The sequence below is a fragment of the Bradyrhizobium sp. 153 genome (assembly GCF_023073835.1).
Lineage (GTDB): Bacteria > Pseudomonadota > Alphaproteobacteria > Rhizobiales > Xanthobacteraceae > Bradyrhizobium.
Map to the genome: position 1 here is coordinate 14,668 of NZ_JADPKH010000124.1, position 17,249 is coordinate 31,916.

Consider the following 17,249-nt stretch of genomic DNA (forward strand, 5'->3'; position numbering starts at 1 on the left):
ATTGACGGTTTCTACCTTGGGGATCTGGTGAGGAATTCTATGATAGAGCGTTCAGATTATGACGAGGTTTTTCGACACACGGGCTATGATGCAGCCGGCTCAACTGCAACTAACGTCGCGGATGGATTCACGATGATCGCGGTTGGGGATGTCATTGCGACGCGCCCCCTGACCAAACTGAAGGACAAAGGCTGCGATGAGGTGATCAAGCTGCTTCGTGAGGGCGATGTTACGTTTGGCAACATGGAAACCAATATCTTTGACATTCGAACTTTCAAGGGGAGCCCGCAAGCTGAATACGGGGGAGCGTATCACGTCAGCCTGCCGGGGCTCGGTCCTGATTTGAACGCCATGGGATTTAATCTCATGAGTTACGCAAATAATCATACATGCGATTGGGGCGTAGAGGGGATGCGGGAGACAGCTCGAACGCTAGATCAAAATGGTATCGTCTTTGCCGGTGTGGGCGAAAATCTCGCACAGGCCGGAGCCGCTCGTTTTCTAGAAACCCCCCGTGGTCGTGTGGCCCTGATCTCTTTTGCGTCAACATTCACGCCGCTATCTCGTGCCGCCGACCCAGCCGGTGAGGCGCCAGGGAGGCCAGGCGTCAATGGTCTGCGCTTGAAGCGCAGAATCGCGATTCCCCAGGAAATGCTCGAGAGCTTAAGACGCATCCGAGATGTCTTGCCCGGTCCAAAACCCGACACGGCTGACTCGAAGAATGTTGTTCTCGCTGGGACAGAATACAAGGCGGGCAGCCAGGCTGCCTACAGCTACGAGGTTGACCCTCGTGATCTGGCCGAAATCCTTCGGAATGTGCGCCGAGGCAAACAGCTTGCCGATTTTTGTATCGCCACGAACCATGGCCACGAGCCCGGCAACTGGTGCCAGGAACCTCCGGACTATGAAGCCTCGTTCGCACGTAAGCTGATCGATACCGGCGCCGACGCCTATATCGGCCACGGGCCCCACCAGCTTCGCGGCATCGAGATCTACAAGGGGCGCCCCATCCTGTACGGGACGGGGAATTTCGTGATGGACGATCTGCGGACGCCCAGTGGCTCCGATATGTTCGACCTCTACGCGAAGGACCCCCGGATCCACACCGACGCGGAAGTAACAGCCGCGGAGATGTCGAGGACCGGTGGCTTCGCAAATTGCCTATTTTATGAGAGCGTCATTGCGGTATCCAGGTTTGAAAACAACCGGCTTGCCCAGTTGCTGCTTTACCCCATCGAACTCGGCTTCACGGATCGATTGGCAAACCGCGGCATCCCACGCCTGGCGAAGGGGGACCAGGCTGAGAAGATCCTGCGAAGACTTCAAGAGCTGTCGGCGCCCTTTGGCACCCGGATCTCCATCCGTGAGGGTGTCGCCACGATTAGGCCCGACTGAGGTGAATGTCGGGATTGCCGTGTCAGCCTTGAGCAGGCAAGACCATTCAATAGGGTAGTAATTTAAGTTCGTACCAACGCATTGAAAGAATTGAGACCGATGGCTGTCAACACACTTGAATTCCAGGGGACCAGGTACCTCGACGGCCGGGCGTCGGATCCGCTTCAGCTCGGCTGGATGCGCGGCAGTCCTCCGCCGCTTGCCGCAAGGATTGCATTTTCGGACAATGCATTCGAGTTCCCGCAGGTTCGATGGTCTTTTTCTCATATGCGAGAGCTGATCCCGACCGTCAATGTCCGGCATAGCGACGGCGGACCTTCGGTCCTCGCAGGCAACGACAGAACAGAGGAGATTGATGCACTGATCTGCACGGACACAAACGGAAGCGTTCGTCGATTCGAAGACACATTGTTCGACACATATACCGATGGATATTTAGTATTGCACCGAGGACGGATCGTCTACGAGCGCTACCTTGGCGTTCTGGGCCCGCATGTGCCCCATGCGGCGCATTCCATCACAAAGTCATACGTCGGGACTTTGGCTGCGGCGCTTGTCCATGAGGGTGTTCTCGATGACGTTAGGACGGTGCCGAATTACCTGCCCGAATTGCAACACACCGCCTGGGGTGACGCGACGTTGCGTCAGGTTATGGACATGCAAACCGGTCTGGCGTACTCGGAGGAGTACACCGATAAGAACGCGAGCGTGTGGAAGTACTCGCAATCAGTCGGCTTTCGCCCTCGGCCGGCCGGCTACGCCGGTCCCTCAAATCTTTGCCAATATCTATTGTCGGTGACAAAGGAGGGCGAACACGGGGCCGATTTCAGCTACAAGACGATCAACACCGAAGTTCTGTCGTGGGTTATGACAAGAGTCACCGGCAGGTCCCTCGCTCAGCTACTACATGAAATGCTCTGGGACCCTCTCGGGTGCGAAGACGACGGCTATCTCACGATCGATGTTACAGGAATGCCGCACGCGGGTGGCGGCCTTTCGGCCACTCTGCGCGATATGGCGCGCTTCGGCGAGATGATGCGCTGCGACGGCGCATACAATGGCAAGCAGATCATTCCGGCGGAGGTGATCCGTGATGTCAGAATGGGTGACCATTCGGCCAACTTCACCACCAATGGGGTGAAGAGTTCCTACCGCAGCCAATGGTGGGTCACAAACGACGAATTTGGCGCTTTCCAAGCGTCCGGAATTCACGGCCAGCGACTGTATATCGCTCCGAGCGCCGAGATGGTGATCGCTCGCTTTGGTTCCCATCCGATCGCGGCGGCGTCAGCTGGGCATGGGCCTATCAGCGTACCGCAGATGCGCGCGCTGGGAAGGATGCTGCGCAGCTAAGCCGGGGACGGTGTAAATACTTGGTGGTAGCCGGCGGGCGCGGCGTGGCTACCGTGTCAGAGGAAAATCGAACTACAGGCTGCTTGCATGGCGGTGCGCATTGACGTGGACTTAGTCTAGTCAGTCGTCCGTTAAGAAGCCGAATTGAGCGGGGGACGGCATGACTAAGTTCTTCCAGCACGTCTTCCCGCACGAGCGCTCGGACCTGAGCCACTGGCGCAAGCGGCTCGGCGACAAGCTGGAGATTTTGCTGGCCGAGCGATGGGAAGCGCTGTGGTTCTCCCGGGCATTGTACCGGCAGCTCTCATCTTTCCGGCGTTCGCTGAATGAAGCTCTCATCTTGGTCCGGAGCTAGGTGAAGGAAACGGCGAGGTTATGCGAACGGGTCGTAACTATTCAGGCCTACTCTAGAGCACGCCAATAGTTAGCTTTTGAGACGCCAATCGGCTATTTTTTGCAATCGAGGTCAGCCGCTTGTTGAGGTAGTCGAGTGACGCCTCGTCCAGCCCCTCAAACAGCGCCGCATTCAGCGCTTCCCTCTTGGCTGATAGCTTTGAGATTTCTCCGCGGGCCGTGTCTGTGACGGACATTTGAATGAATCTTGCATCATCTGGCGATGGCTTGCGCGTCAAGAACTCCATTGTCTCTAACTTTTTCGTTTGGTTGGTAACGAACGCAGGATGAATTCGAAGTTTGTTTGCAACCGCTATCCCGGAGACACCGCGACCCTCATCGAGTTCGTCGATAGCCATGAGGATCAACCACTGGGGCTCGGTCAAACCCAGTAGCTCCGCCCAGCTCTTATGGATTTCCTCGATTTGGGAATGGATCTCGACAACGTTCCAGATGAAGTCCCGGACGGCCCTGTCCATTTTTGGTTTTTCAGCCATGTTGGTTGTTCCGTCAAACCCGGGGGCGCGAGATTGAGCCGCCACGTGGCTTGACCCCACGGGTAGACCGGTTCGACAGACCCTGAAAGGGCTCGAAGGGCATAGGCGGCATGTAAGAAATAAATTGATATGTACAATTAGTTTTGATAAAGACATTCCCGGATCGTTGAGGGGCTCTTCGACGATCATGTTTAAATCTCCAAGGAGAACCTCTGGGATGCCCCCTGGGGGTTCTTTTTTTTGCTTTTTTTGCTTTTTTCGCACATGTCTCGTGCGGCAAGATATGGGTCGTTGCCTAAATACCACAGTCTCGGACCGAAAAAAGCTTTCTTATATTAATTGATTGATGCAATTAAAATGACGAATTAGACCTTCGGCTGACGGAGAGGGGGCGCCTCGACGTCGTCCGTCAAGCACCCGCCAGGAGGTGAGGCCAGCTGCAGCGGATCTTTGAAGGACGGAAACGACGTTTCCAACTTGGAGGTTCAACGATGAAATTGATGAAGAGCTTTATCCTCGGTTCGGCCGCGATGTTTGCTGGCGCCGGGGCTCAGGCCGCAGATCTTCCCGTGAAGGCAAAAGCGGTCGAGTACGTGAAAATCTGTTCGCTGTATGGCGCCGGATTTTATTACATTCCCGGCACCGACACGTGCATCAAGCTTGGTGGCTACTTGCGTGCTACAACGGCGCTCGGCACAAACAGCGTCTGGGGAGCGGCGACTGGTGGTGTCGCAGGCGCACATAACCGCCTGAGCAACTACTACACGGCGCAATCTCGTTTCGATTTCAGCACTGATACGCGGACGGCTACCGAGTATGGCGTCCTTCGCACCTATGCCGAGTTAGCCTTCACCTGGAGCGCGGGCGGTTACGGCGGGGCGGGGAGCAGCCTGATCAATGGCGCGACGGCCTACAATGGTAGCAATCCGGCCGGGAGTGGCAGCGGGTCCGTTGCTGGTGGTTCGCTCACCGTCTATTATGCTTTCATGCAGTTCGCCGGTTTCACTATCGGCAGAGCGCAGTCGCAGTTCTCCTCGCCTTGGACGAACTATCCCGGAAACGCCTTCGACGGCATGCCTGGCGGCGGCGGATGGGAGGCCGTCAACCAGTTTGCCTACACTGCTGATTTCGGCCAAGGCATTACTGCCTCCTTCTCGGCTGAGGATCAGGTTCAGCGTACAACGGGCATCTGGAACGTCAGCGCTGCGACGGCTGCAGGTCTTGCAACGGGTACGTACGGCGCGTACGACACCGGCGGTTCGCGCACTCCCGACCTCGTAGCCATGCTGAGGGTCGACCAGGCTTGGGGTCTTTTCCAGGCATCCGTCGCCGCACACGATAATCATGCTGGCTATTATGGTGTCGATGAGACGACCGGTCATCCGGCCGACAAGTGGGGCTGGGCCGGTCAGCTTGCGCTGTCGATCAAAAATATCCCGACCGGTGCCGGCGACACCATCAACCTCCAGGGCGTCTACACGAACGGTGCAAGCGTTTACAACTTCCAGTCATATGCGCCGCTCACTTATGCCATCTACGGCGGCACTGGATTGGCAGGGGCGTATCAGAGTGTCGGTCTAGCTGGCGTTGTTGACTCTGTGTTCGTCGCCGGCGCTGGCCAGCAGCTGACGACGACGTACGGGTTCAATGGCGCGTACACTCACAACTGGAACCCATACTGGAACAGTGCCATCTTTGGCGGCTTTGGTGCAGTACAATACAACGGCACGGCCAAGGGGTACATCTGTGGCGCCGTCGTTGGGACACTTGCGCTGTCGAGCGGCCTCGCTGGTTGTAATCCCGACTTCAACTATTCGGTTGTTGGCGTAGCGACGCGCTGGAATCCGGTCAAGGGCCTGACTTTCTCGACCGAGCTCGCTTACACGATGCTCGACCAGAAATATGCGAGCGGAAGCACGGTCGCCCTGCCGGTGCAGGCTGGCATCGCCAAGCCGGCGGCAACCTACGAGCTGAAGGATCAGAGCAGCCTGCAGGTGATGTTCCGCGCGCAGCGCAATTTCTAAGTCTTCTGTCGCATCAGCAAAGGAGAAGTGGCTTTATCGATCCAGGTTCACCTCCAAGAAGGCCTCCGGCATGCCCGCCGGAGGCCTTTGATTTGTTTCGAACCGATCGATTGACGCAAAATTCGATCTGGCCGGCTTCCTGGCGAACGCACGCTAATAGACTTAGCACTCACATCAGCTTGCCTCAGAGTTCAGACATAAGCAGCGGAATCCGATTTGTGCGCCGTTTCGATGGAAACTCATCTCGCTGGACCTCTGAGAAAGTCGGAGAGCCGAGCTGGCAATAAGCCGCGAGCGTGAATGCCTGAGAGCATGAGCTTAAGTTATATCGCAGCGCACGAGAGCGAATTACGTCAAAGTGTCGCGCGGCGATCAGGATGGACAAGCGCGACAATCAGAGGCGAGAGTTTCACTCGGCTCGTGACGTAAGGGTAGGCGTCACGCCGCCAGAGCTACGGCCCCGACATCCACCCCGCTCAAAGAGGGGAGCGGACAGGTGAACCCCGCCGGCACCTTTTAGATCGTTGCGCCCATCAATTTGCTGGGCAGTTTATCCTGTCTGCGTTTCGTTTGGCTTGACGGGAAACCTGATCGACTTCGTTGTTGCTCACGCGATGCTGCTCATTCCGTACCTTATGCTGAGTGCGGCTGCTGTTCAGTGTTCAGCAGCATTGATCCAGCCTTGACGGGCCAGCCAATCTGCGGCGCAAGCCGAGACCCGGCTTTCCGGCAGGTTGTCCTTCCAATATATCGCTTTGGATCTGACGCGGTTGCACTCAGAGGAACGGCGCGGGAAGCGGCGCGCCAGATCACGAATGGCAAAGCCCAATGTCCGGCTACTCTCTAACGCCGCAAAAGGGTGGCTTTGTGTTTTGGTGTTTGGTATAACGAGTGACACTTGAGGCATTGAGGCATTATGCTAGAGAAATCGGATATTGCGGCTCCCCTCGCGCCTCTCGGTCGCCAAGCCAGTTTGGGTGAACTTGCCTACGCTTCGCTCAAGGAATCCATCATTAGCGGCCAGTTTGTGCCCGGCAGCAAGCTTACGGTCCGTTCCGCAGCACAAGCGCTCGGCGTGAGTACGACGCCCGTCCGAGACGCGATCGTTCGTTTGATCGGTGAGGGGGCCCTCGTCAATCTTGGGCCAAAAACCGTCGTCGTGCCGGTCCTCACGATCAGCACTCTCGATGAGGTGACGAAGATTCGGCTTGCCCTCGAAGGTCTGGCGGCCTTTGAAGCCACCCCACACATGAACGATGCCGACATTTCGTTTCTCGAGGAAACGCAGATCCGAATCAATGAAGCGATGGACGAGGCGCAATACACAGACGTGCTTCGCCTCAACAAAGCCTTCCACTTCCGCCTCTATGCGGCTTCCGAAATGCCCCGCTTGGTTACCCTGATTGAGTCGCAGTGGTTGCGCATCGGTCCTTCTCTAAATGATCTCTATCCGGAGTTTGCAATTCATCGGCGCGGCGTCTCGAACCATCAATGGGCCATTGGTGGGTTGAAAGAACGAGATCCGAGCACGGTGCGCGCCGCGATCGAAAACGACCTGCGTGAGGGATATCGCCGGTTGAGCAATCTCGTCCAATCTAGGCAGACTGAACCAGAAAATGCTTGATTGGCATCCAGAACTTTGTGTCCGATGCGATCTTGCTATTGCGAAACAGAGCAAGCAGTCCACCTTTATAGCGTCGAACGCAGGGGAGGCACGAAAAGCAATTCTTCCGTAACTCAGATGTTTTCAGGTCCGCTGAGGATGGCGGTGCTTGACTCCGCAACTAGTCGAATTGCGATTCGCTTGAAGTTAAGGCTTGAGAAGTCCCAAGCTTCGTCTCTAGCCACGTGAAGGTACGATCATCGAGACTCACGAAGTTTTCAATCTCGTCTCCGGACGCTCGGATGATGGGGGCCATGGCCAGCTCCAGATCGATGCACTCGGCCATGCAATGGGCTTGCAGCGAGACCGCCTCGGATGCGCTGACAAGGCCTCGGCTCCCCATGACGACTAGAACTGGGCATCTAAGCTGCCGGATCCGTTGGGAACGATGCGATGACATTGCAAGTCCATCAATTGCATTACCGGCTCCTGAGAGCCAACCGATCGAGGCGCTACTACGTGACGAACTCCAAAGCCCACCGTCGCATACAGCCGCCGCAACACGGCTGTCCGAGGCAGCGAAGTCGGTTGCAAGAGCGCTTGAAATACCGTCTCCGTAGACGCCAATGCGATCAGGGTCGACATCCGGCCGAGCTGACAAGTACTCCAAGCAGCTTGACAGCTGCATATTCACTTCGTGGCGCGAGTCGTGAAGGAGATCGTCGTGTGAGATGATGAGAAGTGAGAGCTTGCGGTTGAAGGTTGCGGATAAAAGTCGACTGAACAGTATTGCTCCCGGTTCTTGCTCCGTGCTGATGCAAATCACTGCCTGTTTGTGCAAACCTGAGCCACAACGTAAGTAGAGCGCCTCTAACTCCGGCGGCTCGCCGGCTCCGATCCTGACCCGCTCGATCCTGTTTTTCGTCGATTGCTCGAGCCTCTGAATGCAGCGCTCGATCCCGGCAACAAGGATAGCGAGTTGATCGCTTCCAGTGATCAGTCGCCTTGCAACTTCGTAGGCGGTCAACGCGCAAAGCCAAGCTTCCGTCGCCGCATCTGAGTTTCCTCTGTTTATGCGCTCTTCGCCAAATTGCGAATGAACTTCCGCAATATCGATCCACTCGGACGACCATTGCGTCGTCGTTTGCATATCCCTGTAAGCGGGAACCGGATTGTTCAGAAACGCCGAAGCCCGTTCTCTAATGGTTGCAAGATCGCTTTTGAGTTGCCAGCGTGCCGCTCTTTCCATCCGACTCGTTCCCATCGCGTAGCCATTAATTTGCCTTGCGGGTCCGCCTCGGTCTTCAAAGCGTTTCAATTGATAGATGATCGCAATGGTTCATTGAAAAACTCAACTGATTGAAGCAATCGGAGCAAGTTAAATTCAGTGTTCATCGCAGCAATAGGCTATCGGCCGAAGTGGAGAGCCGGAGCCGTGTTCGATAGGTAGCGGCGCAGCCATGAAGAGACAGCGCCGCGAGACGCGCTCCAGATTGGCGACACATTCCAGGATCAGGATGCCATTCGGCAGCCAATGCTTGAAGTGTCCAGGAAGTGTACCGGTCGATGCGCCATCTACTAGCGCCGCTTCGCATGCAATTGTGTCCGCGCCGACGGCACGGACGTTGCGCTCCTTGAACAGGAGCACAAGTTCTTCATTCATGCCTGGCGAATTGCGAGCGTACCATTGGGCCTGTGCATCTCGTCTCCAATGCTTTTTCAGCCAGCCGAAGTTCACAAGTGCTATCTCGTCCGGGCCCACGGAGATGCCATGCTTGCGTTCATAAGCCTCGATGTCTGAGGGGGTCAGGATGTCGCCAGGCTTCCAGTCTCGATCAGAGAAGTCGTAGACGACTGCCTCCGCAACAAGGCGGTCGACAGGAACGGCGTCGATTGTGGCGTGCATCTGATCCACGACCGTATGGGCGGGTGCATCCACGTGACAGCCGATATGCTCGGCCATACTCAGGTTTTGACAGTAGTAACCATCGTTCTCATGCACGATGGTCGGATCGATGATCAAATGCGGATGGCTCGGCCAACGAGGAATGCCTCGGCCCAGGGTGGGCGCAAGGTCAACCGGCCGCAGACTTTGGAGGTGCCGAGCGGCGGCCCTGACTGCATCGAAGCCGCGCTTCGGTGTGAATGCGCTTGAATCCGCCATTTTGAACCCTTCAGATGCGTATGATTTCCGGAGTGGAATCCTGGGGCTGCACTATTGTTCAGCGCTGCAACCGGCATTCCCTAACGCGTAGTCGGGTGGATTGAGATCCAGGTGCAGGTCCACGAAAGAGTGTGGATGTTCCTGGCTCACGGGCTCCCCCATCTTTCGATCTTCCGTGGAGGTATCGGGCCGACGTATGCGTTCTCGGCCCCAGTTTTGAATCCAGGAATGGGCGTCGAAGATTGCGGCTGCATCAGATCACCTCGAGGCGGCGCATCTTGGCAGTGCGTTCTGCGTCGACGGCAAGCGTTCCTACTGTGGCGTTCTCCGTCAGGACGACCTGATACGTGTCGCGGGCGCGTTCGATGGTCTCGCGCATCTCGCAAACGTCGCGCAGCACCAAGGCGGGATCTCTCTTGGCCGGATCGCCGAAGCCACCGCCCCCATTGGTGGTGCCGCGCAAGGCCTGTCCCTTGCGGACGACGTGGACGCCGAAGCCCGGAATCCGCTCTTCACGGCCGTCCTCGTGAACCAAATAGGATGCGCCAAGAGCACCCGATTGCCCGCCTAGTACGCCTTGCGGCGCAAACAATTGGCCATCCGAGTTGGTGACAACAGTCATGGTACCCTCGCGGACACGGTAGCAAGTCTCCACCGCCAAGCCACCTCGATGCTCGCCGGCTCCGGCGCTTCCAGGTACAAGACGCAGGTGATCGACGATCATGGGAAACTTGATTTCGTTGATCTCGACACTGTCGCGATAGGTCAGGCCCGAAGCTGCAGGGATGCCGTACGTTCCCCAGCCGTCGGCAAATGCGGATGCCGGTCCGCCGTTCGAGGCGAGCGTAAGTTGGCTGATATAAGCGCGCCCCCCGTTCCGAAAGTCCTCACCCGAAATGACACCGGAGTTCACTCCCATGCATAGGCCCCCTTCGGCGAGGCCAATATCATGGCCGAGGCCAGCAAGCGCGGATTGAACCAGGTTGACGAGGCGATCGGCGACATTGGTCGTGGCGATCGAGCAACTTGCTGGAAATCGCGGAATGCCGACGACCGAGTTTTCGCGCAGCAGAACTTTGATGCGGCGGAACGCACCCGAATTGCGCGGCAGTCCGGTGCCCAAGCTATGATAGATCGCCGCCATGACACTGCTGCGTGCGGTCGCTTCGGTCTGGTTGAAGCCAGCTTTGACGCAGTCGTCGTTGTGTTGGAGGTCAACCGTGATTTCACCCGCGTCAGGATCAACGTCAATGACGGCCTTGACCGCGATGCCATCGGGCAGAAATCCCGGGACCGGGTCGTGCGTTGAGCTCACGTCCATGTGACCCGTCGGTAGAGCTGAGATCCGAGACGCCATGAGGCGCTCGGAATAGTCGAGCCATTCCTTGATGAAGGTCTTGATCCTCGCCGTTCCATGCTCCCGGCAGAGCTCTTTCAGACGCCGCTCGGCAATGCGCGCGGCCCCGAGCGTCGCGAGGAGATCCCCACGCCACTGCTCTGGAACGCGAATCCGTCGCATCCCTAAGCGAATAACGTCCTCAATGGTGCGCCCGTTTCGCTGTAGCCGCATGCAAGGGAAGATGATGGCGCCTTCCTCGTACACGTCCTTCGCAAACGGGTGATACGTTGTGGGCAGGCTGTTGCCGATGTCAGCCTGGTGCGCCTTGGCGCAGGCTGTGAAGAGATGTTCACCATCGACAAAGACCGGGACCATGACCGTCTGGTCAGCAGGATGCGTGTTGCCTCTATAAGGATCGTTGTCGATGAAGGCGTCACCTTCCGCCAGATCGGGGTGAAGACGCGCGATATTGGCCGCCTGCATATGCGAGTTGAACGTATGAACGGGCAGTCCGTCGGCGACCGAGACGAGTTCGCCATCGCCACTGACAATTGCGCACGAGAAGTCTCGTCCGTTACTGACGATGACCGAGCGCGCAGAGCGAAGGACCGTGTTGGTCATTTCGCGCACGATTGCCTCGAAACGGTTGGCAAGAACTGCCGCCAAGACGGGATCGGTAAATGTGACCGGGGTCGATTTCGGCGCCTGATCGCCGGCCGGGCCCACGCTGGGTTGCTGTCTCATGGGGGTTACCTTTCCAGGTTCAGGAGATAGCTGCCCGTCGGAGACAGACAGGCGGATGCATCGGGCGGCACGACAATGGTGGTCGTCGGTTCAAGGATAATGGCGGGGCCAATTACTTCCGCGTCCGGCTTCAAGGCGGGGCCGTCGTAAAATGGCGTGTCGACAAGCCCACGTCCGGGAAAATAGGCGCCCTTTCTCTTGAGGAGAGCGCTGCTGCTCTCGGCCGCAATCGGCTTAGCAACAGGACGGGGCAGGGCGACGCGAAGCCTTACTTTCCAGGTCAGGAATTCGACGATGCCGTCCGGATCGTCTACGCCAAACGTGCGTTCATGGGCCTTGTGGAAGCGCTGCGTAAGCTCGGCGGCGTTGAGTTCGCCATCAATCGCAAGGCCGGGAAGAGGGACCTCGAGTTCCCAGATTTGGGCCCGGTAGCGGGCATCCACCGCGATTTCAAAGCTGCAAGGCGCATTTCGGGCAATTTTCAATCCCGATCGCAATCGCTCAAGTGCTGCATGGGCGCGGCTTAGGGCTTGTCGAACCACGTTTTCATTGAAAGCGTCGGAGCTCGTGATGCCACTCGCTGCCTCCTCGGCGACCACGTCGGAGAATTGCATCCCGCAGGCGCTCAATGCGCTGGCCGTCTGCGGAAGAAGAACCGTCTTGCAGCCCAGCGCGCGGGCAACTGACGCGATGTTGAGCCCTGCGGCGCCCCCGCCCGCCACGAAGACGCTCTGCCGCGGATCTACGCCTTCGGACACGGTGATATCCTGGATTGCGGAGATCATGGTCTCATTGGCAATCCGCAAGATTGCCAGAGCGGTCTCCTCCGCAGAAAGCGAGAGCCGATCAGCAACGGTTGCAACGGCGGTCTGTGCCGCGGCAGCATCAAGGGTGATACTGCCGCCCAGAAAAAGATGCGGGTCAATATAGCCGGCTACGACGGCGGCGTCTGTTACGGTCGGCAGCTTCCCCCCGCGCGGATAACAGGCAGGCCCCGGCACCGATCCGGCGCTTTGCGGACCGACGCGCAGCAGTCCTCCATCATCGACCCAGGCGATCGAACCACCACCGGCGCCAACGCTGCGAATGTCCACGGAGGATAGAGCCAGCAGTTCTCCGGTGTAACGGGGCCCAAGCCAAGTCTCACGCGTACGAACGACCTCTCCATCACGGATTAGGCCGACGTCGAAGGTTGTGCCGCCCGTATCGCAAATAATGACGTCGCCGTTTGAGGTGACCCGGCCGGCATATTCCCGGGCAGCCAGCGGGACCATGGCTGGTCCAGACTTGGCGAGGTGAACGGGGCGGCGAGCGGCCGAGGCGACCTCGATACATCCGCCCACTGTCGTCGAAACGAGCAGGTCGCCCGAAAAGCCAAGCCGGCCGAGATCGGCCGCCATATCCTCCAGAAACTTCTGCATCACGGGCTTGAGCGACGCATCGAGTACGGTCGCCGAGGCACGACGGTATTCTCGCGGAATGGGCAGCATCTGGTGTGACAAGGTGATCGCCACGTGAGGAGCATGTTCCTTGAGAATCTGCTCAACGCGCAGTTCGTGCTCCGGGTTGACAATCGACCACAGAAGGCAAACGCCGACGGCCTCGACGCCGAGGCCAGCTAGAGCACGTGCGGCAGCGATTGCCCCAGCCTCATCAAGGGCGGTCTCCACACCGCCTTCCGCGTTGATCCTCTCTTTGATTTCGAAGGTCAGACGGCGCGGCACATAGGGTTCAGGGAAGGGGGTGCGAAAATCATGCGCGTCCTTCTTGCCACCCTCCCTGAGGTAGAGGATGTCCGGAAAGCCGGCCGTGGCGAAGAAGGCGGTTCGTGCCGTCGATCGGGTCACGATTGCGTTTGTCGCACGCGTCGTCCCGAAAATGAGACGGCCCGCATGACGGATCACATGCTCCGGCGTCACATCGAGCAAACGGGCTGCCGCGGAGATTGCACCGAACATGCCTTCGAACGCGCGTTTGGGAGTCGTCAACGCCTTCCCAATGGTCAGCCGGCCAGCCTCATCCTGGATGACCGCGTCTGTGAATGTTCCTCCGGTGTCGATCGTGATCACGTAAGACATGTTAAGTCGTACTCTCCAAGGCTTGATGCAAGTTGTCGTGCAATCCGCAGCTCAGCTTTGTTGCGCCCGGAGGCGATCGAGCAGCACGCCGGCAATTACGATGACCCCGAGCACGATCATCTGCACATAGCCGCTGATCTGCACGAGGTTCATGCCATTCGACAGAACGATGATGAAGAGAGAGCCGAGCAGAGTCGTACCCGCACTGCCGCTGCCGCCCGCAAAGCTTGCGCCGCCGACAATGGCTGCCGCTGCGGACTGCAGTGAGAGGGTGCCTCCAATGTTCGGTTCACCGGACCCCGTCCGCGCGGTCAAAATCATGGCTCCGAGCGCCGTCAAAACAGAGCTCAAGATATAAGCCGACATCAGGATGAGCCGGACCGGAATGCCCGCAACTTCTGCAGCGCGCGCATTCGCACCGATCAGGTAAAGCCCACGCCCGAACACGGTCCGGCGCAGCAGGAAATGGATTACGAGACCCAAGGCAATGGCAATCACAACTGGGGCCGGCAGCCCCAGCACCGTCCCCGTGCTGAGCAGCCGGAAGAACAGCTCAGGCATCCCCTGGACCGGATGACCGCCCGACAGGGTCGTTGCGATTCCCGTTGCGATGTTAAAGCTCCCGAGCGTCACGACGAATGGAGTGACCCGCAAAAAGCCGACAACAATTCCATTGAAGGCTCCGACCAGCGCGCCGAGACCGGAACCTGCCGCAAGGCCCGCGAGAACGATCACCCCCTCGCTGGCACCGGACCCAAGAGCCGCCATCGCGAGTGCTGAGCCGACACTCACCATCGAGGCGGTCGGACCGAGAGACAGGTCGAAGCCCTTCCCTATGATCACGATCGTCTGGGCCATCGCGAACAGAAACAGGAAGCTCGTCTGCTGCAGGATGTTGATGAGATTAGCCGGTGCCATGACCCGGGGATCTGCCAGCGCGAAACCTGCGAACAACATCACGACGCCGGCCGGTAAAACCAGCTGGTGAAGCGAAAAGTGGATCCGCGTTGTGAGTGCTGCAGGTGAGGGGGCGCTCATGCTAGCCTCGCGATCAGTCATGGACGGTTCTCCGGCGGCGGATTTCGTCGAGCGCGACTGCGCAAATCAGGATCAATCCGATAAAGATGGGCTGGATGCGGGAATCGACGCGCAAAAGATTGAGCGCATTGGACAGGATGCTCAGAAAGATCGCGCTGAGTGCGACCATGCCGACGCGCCCCACGCCACCGTGCAGGCTGACCCCGCCGATTACGGCAGCTGCAATCGATTGCAGCATCATCAGGTCGCCGCCGAAGCTCGCCTGGCCCGATCCAACGAGAGCGGTCAGAAGTAGGCCGGTGATTGCCGCAAGCAGGCCAGATATTACATAGGCAGCGATCTGATAGCGGCGCGTCGAAATGCCGGAGACAATCGCCGCTTCCGCGTTGCCGCCGATCGCGTAGAGGTAGCGCCCAAGAACGGTCCGGCGCTGGATGAACGCAAGAACAAGCAGGATTGCGATGGCAACGTAGGCTGCGCTCGGCAGCTCAAACCAGCGCGCCCGGCCGAACTGGCTTATAAAAGACTGCGGCAAGCCATATACGGGGATGCCATTCGTGATGATCAACGCGATCCCGAGGGTCACAGACATCGAACCCAGCGTCGCGATGAAGCCGGAAATGCGAAGGACGGCCACGCAAAATCCGTTGAGAAGGCCAACGAGAATTCCCGTCATAAGCGCGGCACCGACGCCCAGGGCGATGATGAAGGCATCTTGCTCGGGGAATGCGGTCCCGGCCCAGCGCATGGTGACGGCAGCAATTTCGCTCGAGAGCGCTACAATCGCACCAACCGACAGATCGAAGCCGCCGGCGATGAGTACGAGGGCCTGGCCGAACGCCACAATTGCGAGCATCGATGCGTTTCGAAGAATGTTCGTAACGTTGGCAATTCCGGAAAATCTCGGATCGGCAAGGCACATTCCGACGATCAGAACCGCGAGGAGAATGGGCAGAATGCCGACGGCGGATATCGAGCGCGCAAGCGCGCTCGCGGTCCGCGAGGGTGAATGCATGCGTGCTTCTTCGATGGTCAAGATGTTGTTCCTGCTGCAGAACGGGGCTCATTGCGGAAGAAGCTGGCCAAGACGTTTTGCTCCGTCTTCTGGCTGCCCTCGAGCTCATTCACGATGGACCCGTGGTGCATCACATAGAGACGGTTCGACAAAGCCAGGACCTCGGGAAGCTCGGAAGAAACCACCACTACCGCGGCTCCCCCCTCGAGAAGCTGTTCCATGAAATCGTAGACCTCGCGCTTGGCGCCCACATCGATGCCGACGGTCGGCTCGTCGAACAAAAAGACCGAAAGATCACGCAGTAGGCCACGGGCTAGCATCACTTTCTGCCGGTTGCCGCCCGACAGCTTGTTGGCTGGATGCTCGAGGTGGGGAGGACGCAGTTTCAATCGGTTCACAGCCTGCTGGACAAGCGAGCGCTCGTTCCGCAGATCCAAAAGACCTCGTCGCGCGAACTCAGGCACGTCCAAGCCCGACATCGAGGCGTTCTCTCGCACGACGCGCGCGAGCGCCAAGCCTTCCGTCGCGCGATTGGCAGGGAAGTACACGACGCCGCGACGAAGGCTGTGCCTGGGAGAAAACGTGGTTTGCGCGATGTCATGGAGCCGAATTTCGCCGCGCTCTATCTGCTCGAGTCCATAGATGGCACGCACCAGCTCGGACTTGCCACAGCCAACAAGCCCTGCGATCCCCGTGATCTCGCCTGCGCGAGCAACGAAGTTTACGTCGCGAACCGCTCCACTTGCTGTCGACAGGCCTCGGATGTCGATCGCAATTGGTCCGGGTTTATGCTCGAAGATCGGGAATAAGCCATCGATCTTGCGGCCGGTCATCAGTTCGACGAGATCGGCCTCCCTGACCGCCGCCGCATCGAGGGTCCGGACAAGCTGACCATCGCGCAACACGGTGATCCGGTCAGACAAAGCTTTGATCTCTCGCATCCGATGCGATACGTAGATGATGCCGACGCCGCGCGCCTTCAGCGCTGCAATGAGCTCAAAAAGCCGTCCTGCCTCTCGGTCGGTCAGGGACGCGGTGGGCTCGTCGAGGATCAGGATCCTCGGTTCGGCGAGCAGCGCCTTCGCAATCTCCACCATTTGTTGGTGTGCCCGCGACAGCGTTGCGATCTCTCGGTCGAGATTAAGGTCAAAGCCCAGCTCTTCAATGAGGTCGCGGGCGCGCCTTCGCATTGTCGCAATGTCGAGGATCCAGCCGCGTTTGATCTCACGGCCGAGAAAGACGTTCTCGACCACCGTCAGGTTTGGCGCGAGGGAAAACTCCTGAAACACCGCGCAGATGCCCGCACCGCGAGCATGATGGGGGGTGAGATGGCTGAGATCCTGTCCATCGAACCGGTAAGTCCCCTCGTCAGCCGGGAATGTGCCGGCGATAACATTGATCAGGGTCGACTTGCCGGCGCCATTCTCACCGAAGAGCACATGCACCTCGCCTGGCCGCACATCGAAATCGACCTGCCGTAGCGCGGTGATGCCTTGGAAGCGTTTGGTGATCCCTCGAAGGATCAAAATCGGCTCAAGAGCCTTTTCCTCCACCTTCCGAGATGATTCCACAAACGCTTCCGCCATGTGTCAGCCTACGATACGCA

The 17,249-nt window shown here is 58.4% G+C and carries 13 protein-coding genes; 5 read left to right on the plus strand and 8 right to left on the minus strand.

From position 1 onward, the window contains the following. Nucleotides 1–39 precede the first annotated feature (39 nt). From IVA91_RS29440 to IVA91_RS29450, 3 genes are all read left to right on the plus strand, one after another. A complete protein-coding gene (locus tag IVA91_RS29440) occupies nucleotides 40–1,395 on the plus strand; it encodes a CapA family protein (protein ID WP_247459794.1) in 1,356 nt (451 codons plus the stop codon). Nucleotides 1,396–1,494: 99 nt separating this feature from the next. After that, complete coding sequence (locus IVA91_RS29445; protein ID WP_247459796.1) at nucleotides 1,495–2,748, plus strand: serine hydrolase; 1,254 nt, start codon at nucleotides 1,495–1,497, stop codon at nucleotides 2,746–2,748. A 160-nt stretch (nucleotides 2,749–2,908) separates the two neighbouring features. Continuing rightward, on the plus strand, nucleotides 2,909–3,103 hold the full coding sequence (locus IVA91_RS29450; protein ID WP_247459844.1) for a hypothetical protein: 195 nt from the start codon (nucleotides 2,909–2,911) through the stop codon (nucleotides 3,101–3,103). Nucleotides 3,104–3,155: 52 nt separating this feature from the next. On the opposite strand, the gene IVA91_RS29455 is transcribed toward IVA91_RS29450, so the two are convergent. Then, a complete protein-coding gene (locus IVA91_RS29455; protein WP_247459798.1) occupies nucleotides 3,156–3,638 on the minus strand; it encodes a MarR family transcriptional regulator in 483 nt (160 codons plus the stop codon). 491 nt (nucleotides 3,639–4,129) lie between these two features. Here IVA91_RS29455 and IVA91_RS29460 point away from each other — a divergent pair, with 491 nt between their 5' ends. After that, nucleotides 4,130–5,662 carry a porin gene (locus IVA91_RS29460; RefSeq protein ID WP_247459800.1) on the plus strand — a complete coding sequence of 511 codons (1,533 nt, stop codon included), beginning with the start codon at nucleotides 4,130–4,132 and terminating at the stop codon, nucleotides 5,660–5,662. A gap of 916 nt (nucleotides 5,663–6,578) precedes the next feature. Further along, entirely contained in the window at nucleotides 6,579–7,286 is a 708-nt protein-coding gene (locus IVA91_RS29465; RefSeq protein WP_247459802.1) for a GntR family transcriptional regulator, read from the plus strand. 160 nt (nucleotides 7,287–7,446) lie between these two features. Here IVA91_RS29465 and IVA91_RS29470 read toward each other — a convergent pair whose 3' ends face one another. From IVA91_RS29470 to IVA91_RS29500, 7 genes are all read right to left on the minus strand, one after another. Then, nucleotides 7,447–8,514 carry a hypothetical protein gene (locus IVA91_RS29470; RefSeq protein WP_247459804.1) on the minus strand — a complete coding sequence of 356 codons (1,068 nt, stop codon included), beginning with the start codon at nucleotides 8,512–8,514 and terminating at the stop codon, nucleotides 7,447–7,449. 135 nt (nucleotides 8,515–8,649) lie between these two features. Continuing rightward, complete coding sequence (locus tag IVA91_RS29475; protein ID WP_247459805.1) at nucleotides 8,650–9,429, minus strand: cyclase family protein; 780 nt, start codon at nucleotides 9,427–9,429, stop codon at nucleotides 8,650–8,652. Between the two features lie 253 nt (nucleotides 9,430–9,682). Then, complete coding sequence (locus IVA91_RS29480; protein WP_247459807.1) at nucleotides 9,683–11,512, minus strand: hydantoinase B/oxoprolinase family protein; 1,830 nt, start codon at nucleotides 11,510–11,512, stop codon at nucleotides 9,683–9,685. Nucleotides 11,513–11,517: 5 nt separating this feature from the next. Beyond that, on the minus strand, nucleotides 11,518–13,590 hold the full coding sequence (locus tag IVA91_RS29485) for a hydantoinase/oxoprolinase family protein (protein ID WP_247459809.1): 2,073 nt from the start codon (nucleotides 13,588–13,590) through the stop codon (nucleotides 11,518–11,520). A 51-nt stretch (nucleotides 13,591–13,641) separates the two neighbouring features. After that, nucleotides 13,642–14,649, minus strand: coding sequence for an ABC transporter permease (locus IVA91_RS29490; protein ID WP_247459811.1), 1,008 nt, complete (start codon nucleotides 14,647–14,649; stop codon nucleotides 13,642–13,644). Next, nucleotides 14,642–15,664, minus strand: a complete 1,023-nt coding sequence (locus tag IVA91_RS29495) for an ABC transporter permease (RefSeq protein ID WP_247459813.1) — start codon at nucleotides 15,662–15,664, stop codon at nucleotides 14,642–14,644. The genes IVA91_RS29490 and IVA91_RS29495 overlap by 8 nt, the downstream gene beginning before the upstream one ends. Next, entirely contained in the window at nucleotides 15,661–17,229 is a 1,569-nt protein-coding gene (locus IVA91_RS29500; protein ID WP_247459815.1) for a sugar ABC transporter ATP-binding protein, read from the minus strand. The genes IVA91_RS29495 and IVA91_RS29500 overlap by 4 nt, the downstream gene beginning before the upstream one ends. Between the last annotated feature and the right edge of the window lie 20 nt (nucleotides 17,230–17,249).

What these genes read in the sequence shown, in the direction of transcription:
- IVA91_RS29440 (WP_247459794.1), top strand. Translation starts at nt 40, where the DNA reads ATGATAGAGCGTTCAGATTATGACGAGGTTTTTCGACACACGGGCTAT.
- IVA91_RS29445 (WP_247459796.1), top strand. Translation starts at nt 1,495, where the DNA reads ATGGCTGTCAACACACTTGAATTCCAGGGGACCAGGTACCTCGACGGC.
- IVA91_RS29450 (WP_247459844.1), top strand. Translation starts at nt 2,909, where the DNA reads ATGACTAAGTTCTTCCAGCACGTCTTCCCGCACGAGCGCTCGGACCTG.
- IVA91_RS29455 (WP_247459798.1), bottom strand. Translation starts at nt 3,638, where the DNA reads ATGGCTGAAAAACCAAAAATGGACAGGGCCGTCCGGGACTTCATCTGG.
- IVA91_RS29460 (WP_247459800.1), top strand. Translation starts at nt 4,130, where the DNA reads ATGAAATTGATGAAGAGCTTTATCCTCGGTTCGGCCGCGATGTTTGCT.
- IVA91_RS29465 (WP_247459802.1), top strand. Translation starts at nt 6,579, where the DNA reads ATGCTAGAGAAATCGGATATTGCGGCTCCCCTCGCGCCTCTCGGTCGC.
- IVA91_RS29470 (WP_247459804.1), bottom strand. Translation starts at nt 8,514, where the DNA reads ATGGAAAGAGCGGCACGCTGGCAACTCAAAAGCGATCTTGCAACCATT.
- IVA91_RS29475 (WP_247459805.1), bottom strand. Translation starts at nt 9,429, where the DNA reads ATGGCGGATTCAAGCGCATTCACACCGAAGCGCGGCTTCGATGCAGTC.
- IVA91_RS29480 (WP_247459807.1), bottom strand. Translation starts at nt 11,512, where the DNA reads ATGAGACAGCAACCCAGCGTGGGCCCGGCCGGCGATCAGGCGCCGAAA.
- IVA91_RS29485 (WP_247459809.1), bottom strand. Translation starts at nt 13,590, where the DNA reads ATGTCTTACGTGATCACGATCGACACCGGAGGAACATTCACAGACGCG.
- IVA91_RS29490 (WP_247459811.1), bottom strand. Translation starts at nt 14,649, where the DNA reads ATGACTGATCGCGAGGCTAGCATGAGCGCCCCCTCACCTGCAGCACTC.
- IVA91_RS29500 (WP_247459815.1), bottom strand. Translation starts at nt 17,229, where the DNA reads ATGGCGGAAGCGTTTGTGGAATCATCTCGGAAGGTGGAGGAAAAGGCT.